19 protein-coding genes are annotated in these 17,881 nt (G+C 60.1%); 9 read left to right on the plus strand and 10 right to left on the minus strand.

All coding sequences use genetic code 11. From position 1 onward, the window contains the following. The first annotated feature begins 6 nt into the window (after positions 1-6). From G0Q00_RS10990 to G0Q00_RS11015, 6 genes are all read left to right on the plus strand, one after another. Positions 7-555 (plus strand): NnrU family protein, encoded by a 549-nt coding sequence (locus G0Q00_RS10990; RefSeq protein WP_163039266.1) that lies wholly within the window; start codon positions 7-9, stop codon positions 553-555. A 70-nt stretch (positions 556-625) separates the two neighbouring features. Continuing rightward, positions 626-1,660, plus strand: coding sequence for a MaoC family dehydratase (locus tag G0Q00_RS10995; protein WP_163039268.1), 1,035 nt, complete (start codon positions 626-628; stop codon positions 1,658-1,660). 289 nt (positions 1,661-1,949) lie between these two features. Next, entirely contained in the window at positions 1,950-2,333 is a 384-nt protein-coding gene (gene sdhC, locus G0Q00_RS11000) for a succinate dehydrogenase, cytochrome b556 subunit (protein ID WP_163039270.1), read from the plus strand. 10 nt (positions 2,334-2,343) lie between these two features. After that, the gene (gene sdhD, locus G0Q00_RS11005) at positions 2,344-2,715 is read left to right on the plus strand and encodes a succinate dehydrogenase, hydrophobic membrane anchor protein (protein ID WP_163039272.1); all 372 of its coding nucleotides are present in this window, start codon (positions 2,344-2,346) and stop codon (positions 2,713-2,715) included. An 18-nt stretch (positions 2,716-2,733) separates the two neighbouring features. Next, positions 2,734-4,539, plus strand: coding sequence for a succinate dehydrogenase flavoprotein subunit (gene sdhA / locus G0Q00_RS11010; protein ID WP_163039274.1), 1,806 nt, complete (start codon positions 2,734-2,736; stop codon positions 4,537-4,539). Positions 4,540-4,551: 12 nt separating this feature from the next. Then, entirely contained in the window at positions 4,552-5,331 is a 780-nt protein-coding gene (locus tag G0Q00_RS11015; RefSeq protein WP_108857227.1) for a succinate dehydrogenase iron-sulfur subunit, read from the plus strand. 79 nt (positions 5,332-5,410) lie between these two features. Here the strand turns inward: G0Q00_RS11015 and panC are convergent, their stop codons facing one another. Both panC and panB read right to left on the minus strand, forming a co-directional pair. Further along, positions 5,411-6,247, minus strand: coding sequence for a pantoate--beta-alanine ligase (gene panC, locus G0Q00_RS11020; RefSeq protein ID WP_163039276.1), 837 nt, complete (start codon positions 6,245-6,247; stop codon positions 5,411-5,413). After that, positions 6,244-7,071, minus strand: coding sequence for a 3-methyl-2-oxobutanoate hydroxymethyltransferase (panB, locus tag G0Q00_RS11025; protein WP_163039278.1), 828 nt, complete (start codon positions 7,069-7,071; stop codon positions 6,244-6,246). The genes panC and panB overlap by 4 nt, the downstream gene beginning before the upstream one ends. A 152-nt stretch (positions 7,072-7,223) precedes the next feature. On the opposite strand from panB, the gene G0Q00_RS11030 reads away from it, so the two are divergent. Continuing rightward, entirely contained in the window at positions 7,224-8,693 is a 1,470-nt protein-coding gene (locus G0Q00_RS11030) for an ABC transporter substrate-binding protein (protein ID WP_163039280.1), read from the plus strand. A 45-nt stretch (positions 8,694-8,738) separates the two neighbouring features. Here G0Q00_RS11030 and G0Q00_RS11035 read toward each other — a convergent pair whose 3' ends face one another. From G0Q00_RS11035 to G0Q00_RS11050, 4 genes are all read right to left on the minus strand, one after another. After that, positions 8,739-9,647 (minus strand): DMT family transporter, encoded by a 909-nt coding sequence (locus tag G0Q00_RS11035; RefSeq protein ID WP_163039282.1) that lies wholly within the window; start codon positions 9,645-9,647, stop codon positions 8,739-8,741. A 90-nt stretch (positions 9,648-9,737) separates the two neighbouring features. Continuing rightward, positions 9,738-10,478, minus strand: a complete 741-nt coding sequence (locus G0Q00_RS11040; RefSeq protein WP_163039284.1) for a YebC/PmpR family DNA-binding transcriptional regulator — start codon at positions 10,476-10,478, stop codon at positions 9,738-9,740. Positions 10,479-10,547: 69 nt separating this feature from the next. After that, positions 10,548-10,970, minus strand: coding sequence for a rhodanese-like domain-containing protein (locus tag G0Q00_RS11045; protein ID WP_163039286.1), 423 nt, complete (start codon positions 10,968-10,970; stop codon positions 10,548-10,550). Positions 10,971-11,044: 74 nt separating this feature from the next. After that, a complete protein-coding gene (locus tag G0Q00_RS11050) occupies positions 11,045-11,497 on the minus strand; it encodes an Lrp/AsnC family transcriptional regulator (RefSeq protein WP_163039288.1) in 453 nt (150 codons plus the stop codon). Positions 11,498-11,569: 72 nt separating this feature from the next. Here G0Q00_RS11050 and G0Q00_RS11055 point away from each other — a divergent pair, with 72 nt between their 5' ends. After that, entirely contained in the window at positions 11,570-12,163 is a 594-nt protein-coding gene (locus G0Q00_RS11055) for a LysE family translocator (RefSeq protein WP_163039290.1), read from the plus strand. A 31-nt stretch (positions 12,164-12,194) separates the two neighbouring features. Beyond that, a complete protein-coding gene (locus G0Q00_RS11060) occupies positions 12,195-13,976 on the plus strand; it encodes an SLC13 family permease (RefSeq protein WP_163039292.1) in 1,782 nt (593 codons plus the stop codon). Here the strand turns inward: G0Q00_RS11060 and G0Q00_RS11065 are convergent. From G0Q00_RS11065 to G0Q00_RS11080, 4 genes are all read right to left on the minus strand, one after another. Beyond that, positions 13,971-14,534: a hypothetical protein gene (locus G0Q00_RS11065; RefSeq protein WP_163039294.1), complete on the minus strand. Its 564-nt coding sequence runs from the start codon at positions 14,532-14,534 to the stop codon at positions 13,971-13,973. The genes G0Q00_RS11060 and G0Q00_RS11065 overlap by 6 nt on opposite strands. Beyond that, the gene (locus G0Q00_RS11070) at positions 14,535-16,313 is read right to left on the minus strand and encodes an SLC13 family permease (RefSeq protein ID WP_163039296.1); all 1,779 of its coding nucleotides are present in this window, start codon (positions 16,311-16,313) and stop codon (positions 14,535-14,537) included. A gap of 94 nt (positions 16,314-16,407) precedes the next feature. Next, entirely contained in the window at positions 16,408-17,232 is an 825-nt protein-coding gene (locus G0Q00_RS11075) for a TIGR00282 family metallophosphoesterase (protein ID WP_163039299.1), read from the minus strand. A gap of 70 nt (positions 17,233-17,302) precedes the next feature. Next, the gene (locus G0Q00_RS11080; RefSeq protein WP_163039300.1) at positions 17,303-17,863 is read right to left on the minus strand and encodes a 5-formyltetrahydrofolate cyclo-ligase; all 561 of its coding nucleotides are present in this window, start codon (positions 17,861-17,863) and stop codon (positions 17,303-17,305) included. Between the last annotated feature and the right edge of the window lie 18 nt (positions 17,864-17,881).

Genomic DNA, 17,881 nt, shown 5'->3' on the forward strand with positions numbered 1-17,881 from the left:
CTCGCCATGACATTGCTGATCGCCGGACTTGCCCTGTGGTATGTCGGACATTTCTGGAAACGCGCCCTGCCCGGTGCCCATGACAACATGGGGCCGCGGGCCAAGGGGGTGTCTGCTCTTGTGATCCTGATCGGCGTGGTCCTCATGGTAATCGGGTATCGCGCGACGGAAAGTTTCGACGTGCACAGCTATCCGCCCGCACTGCGCCACGTGAACAACCTGATGGTGCTGTTCGCGCTCTATTTCACCAGCCCCGGCCCGTCGAAAGGCGCGCTGTTTTACAAAATGCGCCACCCGATGCTGACCGGTTTCATCCTGTGGGCCGTGGCGCATATCATCGTGAATCCTGATCTGGCCTCGATGATTCTGTTCGGGGCGCTGACAGTTTGGGCCATGCTGGAGATCCTCGTGATCAACCGCGCGGAACCCGACTGGCAACCAAACCCGAAAGGCACCATCGCCAAGGACGCCATGTTCTTCGTGGCCTCGATCATCCTGCTGGCGATCATCGGTTATATTCACGGGCTGATCGGCCCGACCCCGTTCGGCGCGTAGCCCGGCTTACGCGCTTAAAACAAATTCGGCGGGCCGCCCCTGCGCCCGCCTCGACACTTGGAGAGCTTTGATGGCCAAAACCAATCCCGGACGCTTCTTTGAAGACTACAAGCTGGGCGACGTGATCGACCACGCCGTGCCGCGCACCGTGGCCGAAGGCGAACGCGCGCTGTATCACGCGCTGTATCCCGCCCGCCATGCGCTCTATTCCTCGGACGAGTTTGCGGGGGCGTGCGGGCTGGAAGGCTCGCCTATCGACGACCTGATCGCCTTCCACGTGGTGTTCGGCAAAACCGTCCCCGACATCTCGCTGAACGCCGTCGCCAACCTTGGTTATGCCGAAGGCCGCTGGCTGAAGCCCGTCTATCCCGGCGATACCCTGCGCTCGCAATCCGAGGTGATCGGGCTGAAGCAGAACTCGAACGGGAAGTCGGGCGTTGTTTGGGTCCGGACCCGCGGGTTCAACCAGATGGACGAGCCGGTGATGGAGTATGTCCGCTGGGTCATGGTGCGCAAAGGCGATCTGGACGCCCCTGCCCCTGAAACCGTGATCCCTGAATTGAAAGGTGTGCTGGAGGTGGGCGACCTGTCGATCCCCGAAGGTCTGTCCTTCGCGGACTACGACTTCACACTCGCCGGTGAACCGCATCGCTGGGGCGATTACGAGGTCGGCGAAAAGATCGACCACGTTGACGGCGTGACCGTCGAAGAAGCCGAACACATGATGGCGACCCGCCTGTGGCAGAACACCGCGAAGGTGCATTTCGACGCGACGTTCCGCCCCGATGGTCAGCGCCTGATCTATGGCGGCCACGTGATCTCGATGGCGCGCGCGCTGTCGTTCAATGGTCTGGCCAACGCCCAGATGATCGTAGGCCTGAACGGTGGGGCGCACGCAAACCCCTGCTTCTCGGGCGATACGATCCGCGCTTGGTCCGAGGTTCTGGACAAGGCCGACACGGATGCCCCCGGTGTCGGTGCTGTTCGCCTTCGTCTGGTCGCCGTCAAACACGGCGCGCCGGAATTTGCGCTGAAAGGCGACGACGGCAAATACCTGCCCGAGGTTATGCTGGACCTCGATTATTGGGCGCTGATGCCGAAGTAAGACATCCGGTGGCGGGGCGTTTCACGGACGTTCCGCCGCCTCTCGGTATGTGCCCTCGCGTCAATTTCCCGTTGGAATCTTGCTGACGGGGCGCCTTTCCCGACCATTAATGTCGGGATACAATGGCATACCATTCTGTGATCACATATCCGAAAACTGTGATCACAAGCCCCCAAAAACACCCCCGTTAGCGCAAATTTCCCGACTTTCCGGTCGCTTCTTGCGTGACTCAGTGCCGCAAAAAGCGTTATTCCTGTCGCAAAGTCGAAACAGACAGAAGGAGGCCGCCATGGCCGACGTGAACAGAGGCAACCGTCCTCTTTCTCCGCATCTGCAAGTATACCGCCCGCAGCTGACCTCCATCACCTCGATCTTCGCCCGGATCACTGGGGTCGCCCTGCTGGGTGCTGCGATCTTGGTCGCTTGGTGGTTCTTCGCGGCATCTCTGGGTGCAGGATATTATGACGTTGTGAACGGTCTGATGACCTCGTTCGTTGGGGACGTTGTCATGTTCCTGGCACTTTGGGCACTTTGCTATCACGCATTGTCCGGCCTGCGTCACCTGATCTGGGACATCGGCATCGGCCTGAACGTCGAAACTGCCGAGAAAATGGGCATTGGCGTCATCGTCGGGTCCGTCGTTCTGGCGATCATCGTCGCCCTGATCGTGTAAGGAGCCCGCTATGCAATATATGACTGACCGCAAACGCGCCGTGGGCAAGGGCTCTTCTGGTTCTGGCACAGAACACTTCTGGGGACAGGCCATCTCGGCCGTTGGTCTTCTGATCCTGATGCCGCTCTTTGCTTTGACATTCGGCTGCGCCCTTGGCCTGCCCTATGAAGAAGCCATTGCCTATTACCAGCGCCCCTTCCCCGCGATCATCGCAGCCATGACCTTCGTCGTCTCGATGGTCCACTTCCGTCACGGCATTCAGGTCGTGATCGAGGATTACTCGCGCGGCGTCACCAAGAAGGTCTTGGTAGTCGCTTGCACCGCACTGGCCTACACCGTTCTGGCAATTGGCCTTTATGGCCTCGGCCGCATCGCCTTTTAAGACCGGAGAGCAACCAAAATGGCAGCTTACGAATACGAAACACACGAATATGACGTGGTCGTGGTCGGCGCCGGTGGCGCTGGTCTGCGGGCCACGCTTGGCATGGCCGAACAGGGTCTGCGCACCGCTTGTGTGACCAAAGTTTTCCCGACCCGCTCGCATACTGTTGCAGCACAGGGCGGCATCGCCGCGTCCCTGTCCAACATGGGCCCGGACAACTGGCAGTGGCACATGTACGACACCGTGAAAGGCTCGGACTGGCTGGGCGACACGGATGCGATGGAATACCTGGCCCGCGAGGCACCCAAAGCGGTGTACGAGCTGGAGCACTATGGCGTTCCGTTTTCGCGGACCGAAGAAGGCAAGATCTATCAGCGCCCATTCGGTGGCCACACCACCGAATTCGGTGAAGGCCCCGCTGTGCAGCGGACCTGTGCCGCCGCTGACCGTACTGGTCACGCGATCCTGCACACGCTTTACGGCCAGTCGCTGAAGAACAACGCGGAATTCTACGTTGAATACTTCGCCATCGACCTGATCATGTCGGAAGACGGTCAGTGTCAGGGCGTCGTTTGCTGGAAGCTGGACGATGGCACCATGCACGTCTTCAACGCGAAGATGGTTGTGCTGGCCACGGGCGGCTATGGCCGTGCGTATTTCTCGGCCACTTCGGCCCACACCTGCACCGGCGACGGTGGCGGCATGGTGGCCCGTGCGGGTCTGGCCTTGCAGGACATGGAATTCGTTCAGTTCCACCCGACCGGCATCTACGGTTCGGGCTGCCTGATCACCGAAGGTGCACGTGGCGAGGGTGGCTATCTGGTCAACTCGGAAGGCGAGCGTTTCATGGAGCGTTATGCGCCCCAGTATAAAGACCTTGCGCCCCGCGACTATGTATCCCGCTCGATGACGATGGAGATCCGCGAAGGCCGCGGTGTTGGCGCCGAAGGTGACCACATCTTCCTGCACCTTGACCACCTGCCTGCTGAGGCTCTGGCCGAACGCCTGCCCGGCATTTCGGAAAGCGCCAAGATCTTCGCCGGTGTTGATGTGAACAAAGAGCCGATCCCGGTTCTGCCGACAGTTCACTACAACATGGGCGGCATCCCAACCAATTATTGGGGGGAAGTTCTGAACCCGACCAAGGATGATCCGACTGGCGTTGTTCCCGGCCTGATGGCCGTGGGTGAAGCCGGTTGCGCATCGGTGCACGGTGCAAACCGTCTGGGCTCGAACTCGCTGATCGACCTTGTGGTCTTCGGCCGCGCCGCCGCGATCCGCGCAGGCAAGGTTGTAGACGCAGACAGCGCCAACCCGGTTCTGAACCAGGCATCGGTTGACGCGGCATTTGATCGCTTCGACGGTCTGCGCAACGCAAGTGGTGCGGTTCCGACCGCGGACTTGCGTCTGGAAATGCAAAAGACGATGCAGGCTGACGCTGCCGTATTCCGTACCGCAAAAACCATGAAGGAAGGCGTCGAGAAGATGACCGCTGTGGCCGCCAAGATGGACGACCTGGCAGTGACCGATCGCTCGCTGATCTGGAACTCGGACCTGATGGAGACGCTGGAACTGGCCAACCTGATGCCGAACGCTCTGGCAACGATCCACGGCGCAGAAGCCCGCGAAGAAAGCCGCGGCGCCCACGCGCACGAGGACTTCCCGGAACGCAATGACGACAAGTGGCGTGTTCACACAGTCAGCCGCGTGGATGGCAACAAGGTTGACCTGTCCTATCGTCCGGTCGTCGTTGATCCGCTGACCACCGAAGCCGAAGGCGGCATCGCTTTGAAGAAAATCGCGCCCAAAGCGCGTACGTTCTAAGGAGGACGCCAGATGGTACAATTCAAGCTCCCCAAGAACTCGACCGTTCGCGTCGGTAAGACATGGCCCAAGCCCGAGGGTGCCAGCAATGTCCGCAAGTTCCAGATCTATCGCTGGAACCCGGATGATGGCGAAAACCCCCGTGTGGACACCTATTTCCTGGACATGGACAAATGTGGTCCGATGGTTCTGGACGCGCTGATCAAGATCAAGAACGAGATTGATCCGACCCTGACCTTCCGCCGCTCGTGCCGTGAGGGCATCTGTGGATCCTGTGCGATGAACATCGACGGGATCAACACGCTGGCCTGTATTTACGGGATGGATGAGATCAAGGGCGACGTGAAGATCTATCCGCTACCGCACATGCCGGTGGTGAAAGACCTGATCCCGGACCTGACGCACTTCTACGCCCAGCATGCCTCGATCATGCCGTGGCTCGAAACCAAGACCAACCGCCCAGCAAAAGAGTGGAAGCAGTCCATTGAGGACCGCAAGAAGCTTGATGGTCTGTATGAATGCGTTATGTGCGCCAGCTGCTCGACCTCGTGCCCGAGCTACTGGTGGAACGGTGACCGCTATCTCGGACCAGCCGCGCTGCTGCATGCCTACCGCTGGATCATCGACTCGCGCGATGAAGCCACTGGCGAGCGTCTGGACCAGCTGGAAGACCCCTTCAAGCTGTACCGCTGCCACACAATCATGAACTGCTCGAAGACTTGCCCGAAAGGCCTGAACCCGGCCAAGGCAATTGCCTCGATCAAGAAGATGATGGTCGAGCGCCAGCTGTAAGCGGCATAGACAAATTACAAAAGGGCGGCCCGCAGGCCGCCCTTTTTGCTTTTCGGAACCTGAAGAAGGTCGACGTGTCTTAGACCGCGATATTGTCGATCAGCCGCACATCCCCAAGCATCGCCGCCGCCAACAGGCGCGTCGGACGAGAGAGGTCTTTGACAGGCTGCAAGTTTTCGGCATCGCGCAGTTCCAGATACTCAACCTTTTGATAACCCGCGCGTTCGATCTGCGTCTTGGCGCTATCCAACACCACGCGCACCTCGGCGCCACGGCGGATCGCTTCGGCGGCGCGGTCCATCTCGGCTTTCAGGGCGGGCGCGATGGCGCGTTCTTCAGCCGTCAGTCGCACATTGCGTGACGACATTGCCAACCCATCCTCTTCGCGCACTGTGGGGCAACCGATCACTTCAGTCTCGATGTCCAGATCCCGCGACAGGCGACGGACCAAAAGCATCTGCTGATAGTCTTTCTGGCCGAAGCATGCCACATCGGCGCGCGATTGCAGGAACAATTTGGACACGACCGTCGCCACGCCGTCAAAATGGCCGGGGCGATGTGCCCCCTCAAGCTCTTCGGTCAGGCCCGACACGCTTACATTGGTGGCAAAGCCATCGGGATAGATCTGATCCGGGGTTGGCACGTAAAGCGCATCAATCCCGTAAGGCGCCAGCTTCGCGGCGTCGTCCTCTTCCGTGCGGGGATACTTGTCCAGATCGTCCGGATTGTTGAACTGCTTGGGGTTCACAAAGATCGTGACGATCACGCGGTCTGCGTGTTTCTTCGCCTCGTCCACCAAGGACAGATGTCCAGCATGCAGTGCACCCATCGTGGGCACCACGGCCACGCGCTCGCCTTTGAAAATCCAGCTGCGCCGCAAGGTGCGCAGATCGTCCTTGGAACGAATGATCTTCATTTCTTTTTGACCTCATCTGCAAAGACGTGCTCGGGCGCCGGGAAACTGCGGTCTCGCACCTCTCGAGCATATTTGGCAATGGCTTTCTCGCCGTCCACGCCCAAAGCCGCATAGCGTTTGGCAAATTTCGGCTTGAACGCTGTGAACAGGCCCAGCATGTCATCCACAACCAATACCTGCCCGTCACATTGCGCCGAGGCGCCGATGCCGATGGTCGGGATCGACACGGCTTCGGTGATTTCGTTGGCCAGACTTTCCGGCACTTTTTCCAGCACGACCGAAAACGCGCCAGCATCTTCCACCGCCTTGGCATCGGCCATGACACGATCGCGGTCCTCGCCACGGCCTTGAACGGAATAGCCCCCCAGCGTGTTGATCGCCTGCGGGGTCAGGCCCACATGGGCCATGACCGGGATCGAGCGGCTGGTCAGGAAGCGGATGGTTTCTTCCATCGACACGCCGCCTTCCAGTTTCACCGCTGCAGCGCCGGTTTCGCGCATCAAGCGTGCGGCGTTGCGAAATGCTTGTTCCGGGCTTTCTTCATAGGACCCAAACGGCATGTCGACGACCATCATCGCCTGCTCAAGCCCACGCTTCACGGCGGCGCCATGCAGGCACATCATCTCCATCGTGACGCCCAGCGTGTCGGGCAGCCCATGCACCACCATGCCCACGCTGTCCCCCACCAGAACGATGTCGCAATGCGTATCCATCATCTGGGCCGTTGGGGTCGCATAGGCGGTCAGCACAACCAGAGGCGTGTCCCCTTTGCGGGCACGAATATCCGACGGAGTCGGTGTTTTAATCTTGGCCGAGGCGCTCATGGTTTCTCCTCCCTGATCGTCTTCAGTGGAAGGGACTATAATGCTGCATCGCAGAATTTCAAAGGGGAATGACGGGACGTCTTTCCCTTGCCTTGACCCAAAATCCCGCGTTTCATAGGGCATATCCCGCAGAACGGGTAAGGAGGATCAAGATGACCAACCTGAAACTGACAGCAGGCGCATGGGCGCTTATGGCGACAACCGCATTGGCGGGCACTGACGCGATCACATTGGGCATGGTGCTTGAGCCGCCAAATCTAGACCCCACCGCAGGTGCCGCCGCCGCGATTGACGAGGTCGTCTATGCCAACATTTTCGAGGGCCTGACCCGTTTCGGCCCCGATGGCGCGGTGCAGCCGGGACTGGCCAGCGCGTGGGAGGTCAGCGAAGACGGCCTGACCTATACGTTCACCCTGCGCGAGGGCGTGAGTTTCCATGACGGCACCACGATGGACGCCGATGACGTCGTCTTCTCGCTGGATCGCGCGCGTGCCGAAGATTCGACCAACGCGCAAAAAGCGTTGTTCAAAGACATCGAAAGCGTGACAGCCGTCAGCCCGACCTCGGTCGCGGTGAAGCTGTCAGCCCCCAACGGAAATTTCGCCTTCAACATGGCGTGGGGCGACGCGGTGATCGTCGCTCCTGAAAGCATCGGTGATGCGGCGACCGCCCCCGTGGGCACCGGCCCGTTCACCTTTGTCGAATGGGCGAAGGGTGACCACGTGACCATCGCGCGCAATGACGCCTATTGGGGCGACGCACCTGCACTGGCCACAGCGACGTTCAAGTTCATCTCGGACCCGAATGCGGCCTTTGCGGCCATGATGGCCGGTGATGTTGACGCCTTCCCGAACTTCCCCGCGCCCGAAACGTTGGCCCAGTTCGAGGCCGATCCGCGCTTCACCGTCATCGTCGGCTCGACCGAGGGTGAGACCATCCTGTCCACCAACAACAAGTCCGGCCCGCTGGCCGATGTCCGTGTGCGCAAGGCAATTGCCCATGCGATCAACCGTCAGGACATTATCGACGGCGCGATGCATGGCTATGGCACGCCGATCGGCACCCATTTCGCCCCGCACAATCCGGATTATGTGGATCTGACCGGTCAATCAGCATTTGATCCAGAGATGTCGAAATCGCTTCTAGCGGAAGCTGGCGCCGAGGGCCTGACCCTACGCCTAATGCTACCGCCCCCCGCCTATGCCCGCCGCGGGGGCGAGATCATCGCCGCCCAGTTGCGTAACGTCGGCATCAACACCGAGATCTCGAACCTCGAATGGGCGCAGTGGATCGAACAGGTGTTCAAAGGCAAGGATTATGACCTGACCATCGTCAGCCATACCGAGCCAGCAGACATCAACATCTATGCCCGCCCGGAATACTATTTCCAGTATGACAATGCGGGTTTCCAAGCGCTGATCGAGAAACTCTCGGTCACATCGGACCCGGCCATGCGCGCCGAGCTGAACAAAGAAGCTCAGCAAGTCATCGCGGATGACTATGTGAATGGGTATCTGTTCCAGCTGGCGAAAACCGGCGTGGCCAATGCCAAAGTCAACGGGCTGTGGGAAAACGCACCCACGCAGGCGAATGATCTGACAGGGGTCAGCTGGTCGGACTGATCATCGCCAAAACGACTTCGAAGGGCGTCCCCAGAGGGCGCCCTTTTACGTTTTCGGCTCGTTCGGGTTGGGGGTCACGCGGCGTTTCAAAACGGTCTCGCGCCACGTGATGTATGTGACCGCCGCCATGATCACGCCTGCGCCAACGACCACCCAAAAATCGACCGGTTCGGCAAAGAAGATTGCGCCGGTTGCGGCGGCCCAGATGATTTGCAGGAAGGTCACCGGCTGGGTGACCGATACGGGTGCTTCCGCGAAGGCACGGGACATGGAATAGTGGCCGGCTGTCGCAAAGAACGCGACCACGGCCAGCCATGCCATCTGCACAAAGCTGGGCGGCACCCAGACCATGATCGCGGCGGGCACCAAACCGATGGTTGCCGTGATCGACATCATTGCCACCACCACACCCGCTGACGCGTCTTGCGCCAACCGTTTGGCGATCAAATACGAAATCCCCAGAAAGATTGCTGTGAACACCATCGAGATATGCCCAGCGCCCAGTTCGCGAAGCCCCGGACGCAGAATGATCAGCACCCCAAGAAAGGCCGCAGCAACTGCCAGCATCCGACGGGTCGAGAAACTTTCGCCCAGAAAAACCGCGGCCCCCAGCATCACATAGATCGGGGTGAGGTAGTTCATCGCCACAACCTCGGCCACTGTGATCTGAGTCATGGCGTAGAACCAGCACAGTACCGCGCCCGTATGCACAACGCCCCGCGCCACAAAAAGCTGCCAAATCCGTGCCGAGAACCGCGCCTTGGCAAGTTGCCCAAGCGCAGGCAGAACAAAGATCAGCCCGAAAACATAACGCAAAAACGCAGCCTGCGAGGACGGCAGTTCTTGTCCCACATATTTCACCAGCGCGTTCATCATCACGAAGAACAGGCCTGCGGACAGCATCCAAGCGATCCCATGTGCGGGACGGTGATGTGATGTCTGTACGCTGCTCATTGGGCGACAAGACACCGGATTGGATCCAAAAACAAGAGACCCCGACGCAGAGAACCTGCGCCGGGGCCTGAAATCTTTCCGAGGTCGCGCTTACAGCTGCGCCATCACCTCGTCTGAGGCTTCGAAGTTTGTGGTGACGCGCTGCACGTCGTCATCATCCTCAAGCGCATCCACCAGCTTCATCAGCTTTTGCATGTTCTCGAGGTCCAGCTCGGTCGTGATGTTCGGCTGCCAGATCAGCTTGGTTGATTCCGACTCGCCCAGCGCGGCTTCCAGTGCGGTCGACACCTCGTTCAGGTCGGTGTCGGCACAGACGATACGGTGGCCGTTCTCGTCGCTTTCGCAATCCTCGGCACCCGCTTCGATCGCGGCTTCCATCACGGTGTCCGCGTCGCCCGCCTCGGCGCCATAGATCACTTCGCCCTTACGGTCGAACATGAAGCCCACGGAACCGGTTTCGCCCAGATTGCCGCCGTTCTTGGTGAAGGTCGACCGCACGGTCGAGGCGGTGCGGTTTTTGTTGTCGGTCATGGTCTCGACGATGACGGCCACACCGTTCGGGCCATAACCCTCGTAACGGATCTCGTCATAATTTTCGGCGTCCCCGCCCTGCGACTTCTTGATCGCGCGTTCGATCACGTCTTTCGGTACGGATTGCGACTTTGCCTCTTTCACGGCCAGACGCAGACGCGGGTTCTTGTCCGGGTCCGGGTCGCCCATTTTGGCGGCCACGGTGATCTCTTTGGCGAGTTTCGAAAACAGTTTCGAGCGCAGCTTGTCCTGGCGACCTTTACGGTGCTGGATGTTTGCCCATTTTGAGTGGCCAGCCATGGCGACCTCCGACTAAATTCTTCGTTCGAGGTTCAATAGCCCATGGGGCGGACAAGGGGCAAGGGGGGCCTAGGGCTTGTAGGCCGCGTTTTCCATCCAACCATTGCGCCCGGTCTGCAAAACCACGACATTGTCGCGCCCGGCCACGCGCAGGGCAAAGCTTGCCTGCGACGACAGCGTGCCTGTGTTGCAGAAGACCACAACCTTCTTATCGGTTGGAATCTCGTCGATCCGATCCAGAACTTCGCGCCATTCGATATTCACCGCACCCGGAATGGTGCCTGCCTCGAACTGCTCGGCATCTCGGGCATCAACGAACAGGACCGCGTTAAACACGTCCTCGTCGATCTGCTCGGGCAGGATGATCCCGGATTCATACTCAGAGAACATCATGTATTCCTGCATGCCTTCGATGGCCGCGTCATTGGCGCGCGCGGGCGATGTGGTCAGGGCAAGCACGGCGGTCAGGATCAAGGCAAGAATGCGAGTCATGGCGGCTCCGTCAGGTATTCGCGTTTCGGAATATATACCCTCTTGCACGGGATGGCCCCAGCAAGCAACCCCGTTTACGCCCGTTCGTCCTTGGGCGAGCCCATCACCACATGGGTCACCAATTGATGCACCTGTGGCAGCGTGCCCAGCTTGTCGGTGTGAAAGCGTTTATACGCGATCAGGTCTTCGGCCTCGACCCGCAGCAGATATTCGACGGCGCCCGTAATGTTGTGGCACTCGCGCACCTCATCATACAGCGCGACGGCCCGTTCGAACCCTTCCTGCGCTTCCTTGGTGTGATCGTTCAGGCCAACCGTGACATAGGCCACAAAGCCCACGCCCATCGCGACCGGATCTAGCACCGCCCGATAGCCGGTGATCACGCCGCTGCGCTCCAACTCCTGCACACGCCGCAGGCAGGCCGAGGGCGACAACCCCACACGATCCGCAAGCTCGGTGTTGGGCAGGCGACCGTCTTTCGACAACTCACGCAATATTCGTTGGTTTATTTGATCTAGTTTCACCATTAATTGCAGTTTTATCGGATCATTGTACAACTTTGCAATCTCTCAGTGCTGCTTGTGCACAATAATCGCCGTATGACCTACGACCTCCTCTTTGCGCTTGTCGCCTTTGCTTTCGTCTCGTCCATCACGCCGGGGCCGAACAACCTGATGCTGATGGCATCAGGTGCAAATTTTGGTTTTGCCCGCACGATCCCGCATATGCTGGGCGTGGCGCTTGGTTTCACGCTGATGGTGGTACTTGTGGGCGCGGGGCTGATGCAGCTATTCGACCTTTACCCGGTCAGTTACACGATCCTGAAGGCGGGCAGCGTAGTTTACCTGCTGTGGCTCGCATGGAAAATCGCCCGCGCCTCGGAACCCGGAACCGGCACGGCAGGTGGTACGCCGATGACGTTCCTGCAGGCCTCGGCCTTTCAATGGGTGAACCCGAAGGCTTGGGCAATGGCACTGACCGCGATCAGCGCCTATGCGCCAACGCGCGACATGGGGGCGGTCCTTCTGGTGGCGGTGATCTTTGGTGCAGTGAACTTGCCTTCCGTATCCACATGGACTGTTCTGGGACAGAAAATCCGCGTGATCCTGACCAACCCCGCCCGCCTGCGCGCCTTCAACATCACCATGGCCCTGCTGCTTGTTGCCACGCTTTTCCCCGTAATCTACGGGTGACGCGGCACCGCCCACGCGGTACTCCTTGGGCATGAATACAGATCAGATCATTCTTTTTTCGCTTTTCGGTGCCGTATTCGCTCTGCTGCTCTGGGGCCGCTTTCGCTATGATATCGTAGCCTTTTCTGCCCTGATGGCAGGCGTTGTCCTTGGCGTTATCCCCACGAAAGAGGCCTTCTCGGGCTTCGGCCACCCCGCTACGCTGGTGGTGGCGCTGGTACTGGTTGTCTCTGCCGGTCTGGTGCGATCAGGGGCAGTCTTTCTGATCACCCGCACGCTGGTCGACGCGTCCCGTTCCTTAGGGGCGCATATCGCGCTAATGGGCGCAATCGGCGGTGTCTTGTCGGCCTTCATGAACAACGTCGCCGCATTGGCCCTTCTCATGCCCGTGGACATCCAGACTGCCCGCAAAGCCGCACGCCCTGTTGGCCTGAGCCTGATGCCCCTGTCCTTCGCCACCATCCTTGGCGGCATGGTCACGCTGATCGGCACGCCCCCCAACATCATCATCGCCTCGATTCGCGAGGACGCGTTGGGCGAACCCTTCAAGATGTTCGATTTCGCCCCTGTGGGTGGCGTCACGGCCATCGCAGGCCTGATCTTCGTGGCGCTGATCGGCTGGCGCCTGATCCCGCAACCGGACGCTGGCAAAAACGGGTCCAACCCGATGGATGAATTCAGCCAATACGTGGCCGAACTGACCGTACCCGAAGGCTCCAAACACATCGGCAAGCGCCTGAAAGAGCTACTGGAAGACGCCGAGAAAAACGATGTCGCGATCCTTGGTCTGGTGCGCGAGGGCACCCGGCGCTACGGCACCCAGCGCGGCACGCAGCTTAAAGCTCATGACGCACTGGTTCTGGAAGCCACCCCCGAGGCCCTGGATGAATTCCGCGCGGCCCTTGGGCTCGCCTTTGCCGAGGATCACCGCGAAGAAAAGCTGAAAGCCGAGGGCGAGGGCCTGTCGAAGATCGAAGTCGTTGTGCCCGAGAACGCCCGGATCGCCGGCCGGACCGCGCAATCGATTGGCTTGAACTGGCGTCAAAGCTCGGTCCTGATGGGAATTTCCCGCGCTGGCAAGAAGATCACCAAGCAGATGCGCAAGACCGAGGTCCATCCGGGTGACATCCTGCTTCTTCTGGTGCCGCAAGGGCGGGAAGCGATTGTGACCGAATGGCTGGGCTGCCTGCCTTTGGCCGAGCGCGGGTTGACTGTTACGCGGGACGAAAAAGTCTGGCTGGCCATTGGCTTGTTTGCCGCCGCCGTGGCCGCGGCCAGCTTTGGTTTGATCTACCTGCCCGTCGCGCTTGGGCTTGTCGTCGTGGGCTATGTGTTGGCCAAGATCATCCCCCTGCCCGAGCTCTACACCCATATTGAATGGCCGGTTGTGGTACTGCTCGGCTCCATGATCCCCTTGGGGGCGGCGCTGGAAAGCTCGGGCGGGACCGAGCTGATCGCAGGCGCACTGGTCGGGATAACCGAAGGCCTGCCCGCTTGGGCGGTGCTGACCGTGTTAATGATCGTGACCATGACGCTGTCGGATGTGCTGAACAATACCGCCACCACCATCGTCGCGGCCCCTGTCGGGATCCAGATGGCACATGCATTGGACAAGAACCCCGACCCCTTCCTGATGGCCGTAGCCATTGCGGCCTCTTGCGCGTTCCTGACCCCCATCGGGCACAAGAACAACACGCTGATCCTTGGCCCCGGCGGCTATAAGTTCGGAGATTACTGGCGTATGGGTCTACCGCTTGAGATCTTGGTCGTTGCTGTGTCAATCCCGGCCATTCTGGTGTTCTGGCCGCTATAGCAGTTGGGGCGCCTGGGTCTGCTCCATCCACTCATTGATGGCGGCGATCAGATCACCCTGCCAACTGTCGCGGGTCAGACCCGGAATATGCGTTTGTTTCCCGTCCCGCATCACATCACGGATCGCGTGTTTGAACAGGTAGAACTGGTGCAGATCAGGCGTCCCGTGATCAAACCACAGGCGCGAAACCTTCTTCAGCGCGTCGAAACCATCACCCTCGGCCGCAAGGATGTCCATCAAATGCACCCGCGCAAGCCAACGCGTTGCGCTGTCTGGGCTATCAGGTGTGGACAGGTGCACATCCCGCACAGCGTCCCGGATCAGGTCCGAGATTTCGCCCCAATGGGCCGGGCTGGGCAGATCTGCGAGTGTGTAAAGCGCACCGCTTTCGATGGCGCGCGTGGCGACATCCTGATGCTGATCATCTGCCTCAATACCCGCCGCCCATGACAAGACGTCGTCCGCCCAAGCCTGCGCCGGACCATCCACATCGAAGTTCAACGCCCAACGCCCCAGCAACAGCAAGGTCGCGCGTTCGGGAAAGACGGGCAGCGCCACTTACAGCGGCCAAATGAACGGGATCAGGGCCGAGGCCAGAATGCCAACCGACAGGTTCAGCGGAATCCCCACCTTCAGGAAGTCCGAGAACTTGTAGCCCCCCGGACCATACACCAGCGTGTTGGTCTGATAGCCAATCGGCGTCGCAAAACTGGCAGAAGCTGCCACCATGACCGCCACCACCAGCGGGCGCGGGTCCAAGCCCAGAGCAGTCGCCAGCCCGATGGCGATCGGGGTGACCACCACGGCCACGGCGTTGTTCGATACAAGCTCGGTCAAAACTGAGGTCAGCAGATAAATCGCCCAGACGATCAGGAAAGGTGGCAGCTTGCCCAGAAGTGGTGCGATGCCTTCCGCGATCAGCGCCACCGCGCCCGAGCTTTCCAGCGCCGCGCCGATGCCAAGCATCGAAAAGATCAGCACCAAAAGGCGGCCATCCACGGCCCCGAACGCCTCGTCCGCGTCAATGCAGCGGGTCAGCAGCACCACGGCCACGGCCAAGACGGCCAACATGAAAATCGGTGCAACGCCAAAGCCCGCCAAAGCCACAAGACCGAACAGGGCGGCCACGGCGATCGGCGCATGGCCGCGGCGGTACTCACGATCCGACGGTGCGGACACATCGACAAGGTCCATATCCTGCGCCAGACGCTGAATGTCTTCAGGCGCGCCCTCCAGCAGAAGCGTATCGCCCACGCGGACCACAAGATCATCTAACTGACGACCGATATTCTGGTTCTTGCGGTGCACCGCCAGCGGATAGACACCATAGCGACGGCGCAGGCGCATCCGCCCGAGTTGCTTGCCCACCATTTTACAATCAGGCGAAATCAGCACCTCGACCGTGGTCGTTTCCACCGCCGACACCTGGTCCACGCGTTTCAGGCTTTTGTCACGCTGAAGGCTTAAAAGCTCGGTCATCGCAGTCCGTAGCACCACGCGATCGCCGACCTGAAGCGTTACCCCTTCAAGGTTACGGCGCAGCGAGGTATCGCCGCGTACAACGTCCACCAGCCGCACGCCTTCGCGCTTGAACAACTGCACCCCGTTCACCTCGCGCCCGATCAGGTTCGATTCCGGCGGGATCACGGCCTCGGTAAAGAATTTCTTGCGGGATCTGTCGGACAGAAGCGTCGCCATGCTGTCACGGTCAGGAAGGATCCTTGGCGCGATGAAGCGCAGGTAAAGCATGCCCCACGCGACCAGAACGATGCCCAAGGGGGTGACTTCGAAAATCGTGAACGGCTCAAGCCCACCATCGCGTGCAACGCCGTCGACTAGCAAGTTGGTCGAGGTGCCGATTAGCGTCAGCGTTCCGCCCAAAATGGCGCCATAGCTCAGTGGGATCAGCAATTTCGAGGCTGACCGACCGATCTTCTTGGCCAGCTGGATAAAGACCGGGATCATCACAACAACCACCGGTGTGTTCGACACAACCGCAGACGAAATCACGACGAACCCCATCAACGCGGCCAAGGCCATCATCGGGTTATGCTCTGCCTTCTTCTCAGCAATCTGGGTAAACCATTGCAACGCGCCCGTGCGTACCAGCGCCCCCATCACGATAAACATGGCAGCAATGGTCCAAGGCGCCGGGTTCGACAGCACCTCGAGCGCGCTGTCATAGTCCAGAATACCCATGACCAGCATGATCGACACACCGCCAATGGCGACGACTTCAGTCGGGAAGCTTTCGCGCAGGAACAGGACGAACATCCCGCCCACTGTCATCAGGGCAATCACCGCCTGCGTGGTGGCGCTGAACTCGAATAAACCCATGCAATGTCCCCGTTTAATCGCTTGGACCAGTTTTGCCCTGCACATGGGTCATGGGCAAGCACGGTTTTGCGGTCGGGTGGAATTAGGCAGCGCGTCAGACGGCATCCAAGGGCGAGGATTGCGTCAGCCGCCCCCCGTTCCGTACCATCTGAACCTTCGTGGCCTTACCCGAGCGATCGTCGGTTTCGATATACAGGCCCGACAGCGTGGCTTCGCCCTCGGCCGGGGTGAAACGCCCCTTTGCCATGCCAGTCACGAAGCGGCGCATGGGCTCTTCCTTCTGCATGCCGATTACACTGTTGTAATCACCGCACATCCCGGCATCTGCCATGAACGCGGTGCCTTTGGACAGGATTTGCGCATCACCTGTCGGGACATGGGTATGCGTCCCCACGACCACGCTTGCGCGTCCATCGCACCAATGTCCAATTGCCATCTTTTCGGATGTGGCTTCACAGTGGATGTCAACCAGCGATGCCTGCACAGCCCCGCCCAACGTATGCCGCTTCAGAACCAGATCAACGGCCGAGAACGGGTCGTCATAGGCGCGCTTCATAAACACCTGACCCAGCACCTGCGTGACCAAAATCTTGCGGCCCCGGGCATCCGCAAAAACGCGGGCGCCCACGCCGGGGCATTCCTTGGCGTAGTTCAGCGGACGGATGATGCGTTTTTCCTGATCGCAGAAGCTTAGCATATCGCGCTGATCGAAGGCATGGTCCCCAAGCGTGATCACGTCCACACCCGCGTCCAGCAGTGTCTTCGCGTGCCCCGCATTCAGCCCATGCCCGCTGGTGGCGTTTTCGCCATTCGCCACGACGAAGTCGAGCTTCCAGTCATTGCGCAGCGTCTTCAGCCGCTCGGTTACCGCGCGCCGTCCGGCACGCCCCATGATGTCACCAAGAAAGAGTATTTTCATGGGACTAGCCCTAGGCGGCTTTCACCCCAAGGGCAAGTGTTTGGCGAACAATACCCCGCAGGGGGATGTATCAGAACCAGGTGACACCCTCATCGGTTACAATCGCATCCAGTGGCTGGTCCGTGGGTTCCAACGGCAGGCCATCAGCCTCTTGCGCGCTGTAGGCATAGCCGATGGCCAAAGTTGGACGTCCGGCCCGCAACCCTTCCAGCGTGCGGTCATAGAAACCGCCACCATAACCCAGACGTCCGCCCTTGCGGTCAAAGGCCACCAGCGGAACGACCACAACTTCGGGCGTGATGAACTCAAGCTTGGCCGGCACCTGCGCACCAAAGGGACCGTCCACCATGTCGCTGTCGGGACGCCAGCTGGCGAACTTCAGGGGTTGCCCTTCGCCCGTGATATACGGCACGCCAATCGTAGACCAAGCCGCCAGCGCGGCCATCGCGGGCAGCGGATTGATCTCGGTCCGGATGGGCATATAGCCCGCCATCGCTTTGCCCTTGTGGTCATTCAGAACCGAAATCAGATGCGCCACACCCAGCGCCGAGCGTGCTTCGGAATGCGCCTCTTTGCGGCGGGCAAAGGCAGCTTTACGGGCGGCCGCTTTCACGGCGGTCAGGTCGGTCATGTCGAAATCCAGTCAGGG

Source organism: Aliiroseovarius sp. PrR006 (assembly GCF_010500215.1).
Classification (GTDB): domain Bacteria; phylum Pseudomonadota; class Alphaproteobacteria; order Rhodobacterales; family Rhodobacteraceae; genus Aliiroseovarius.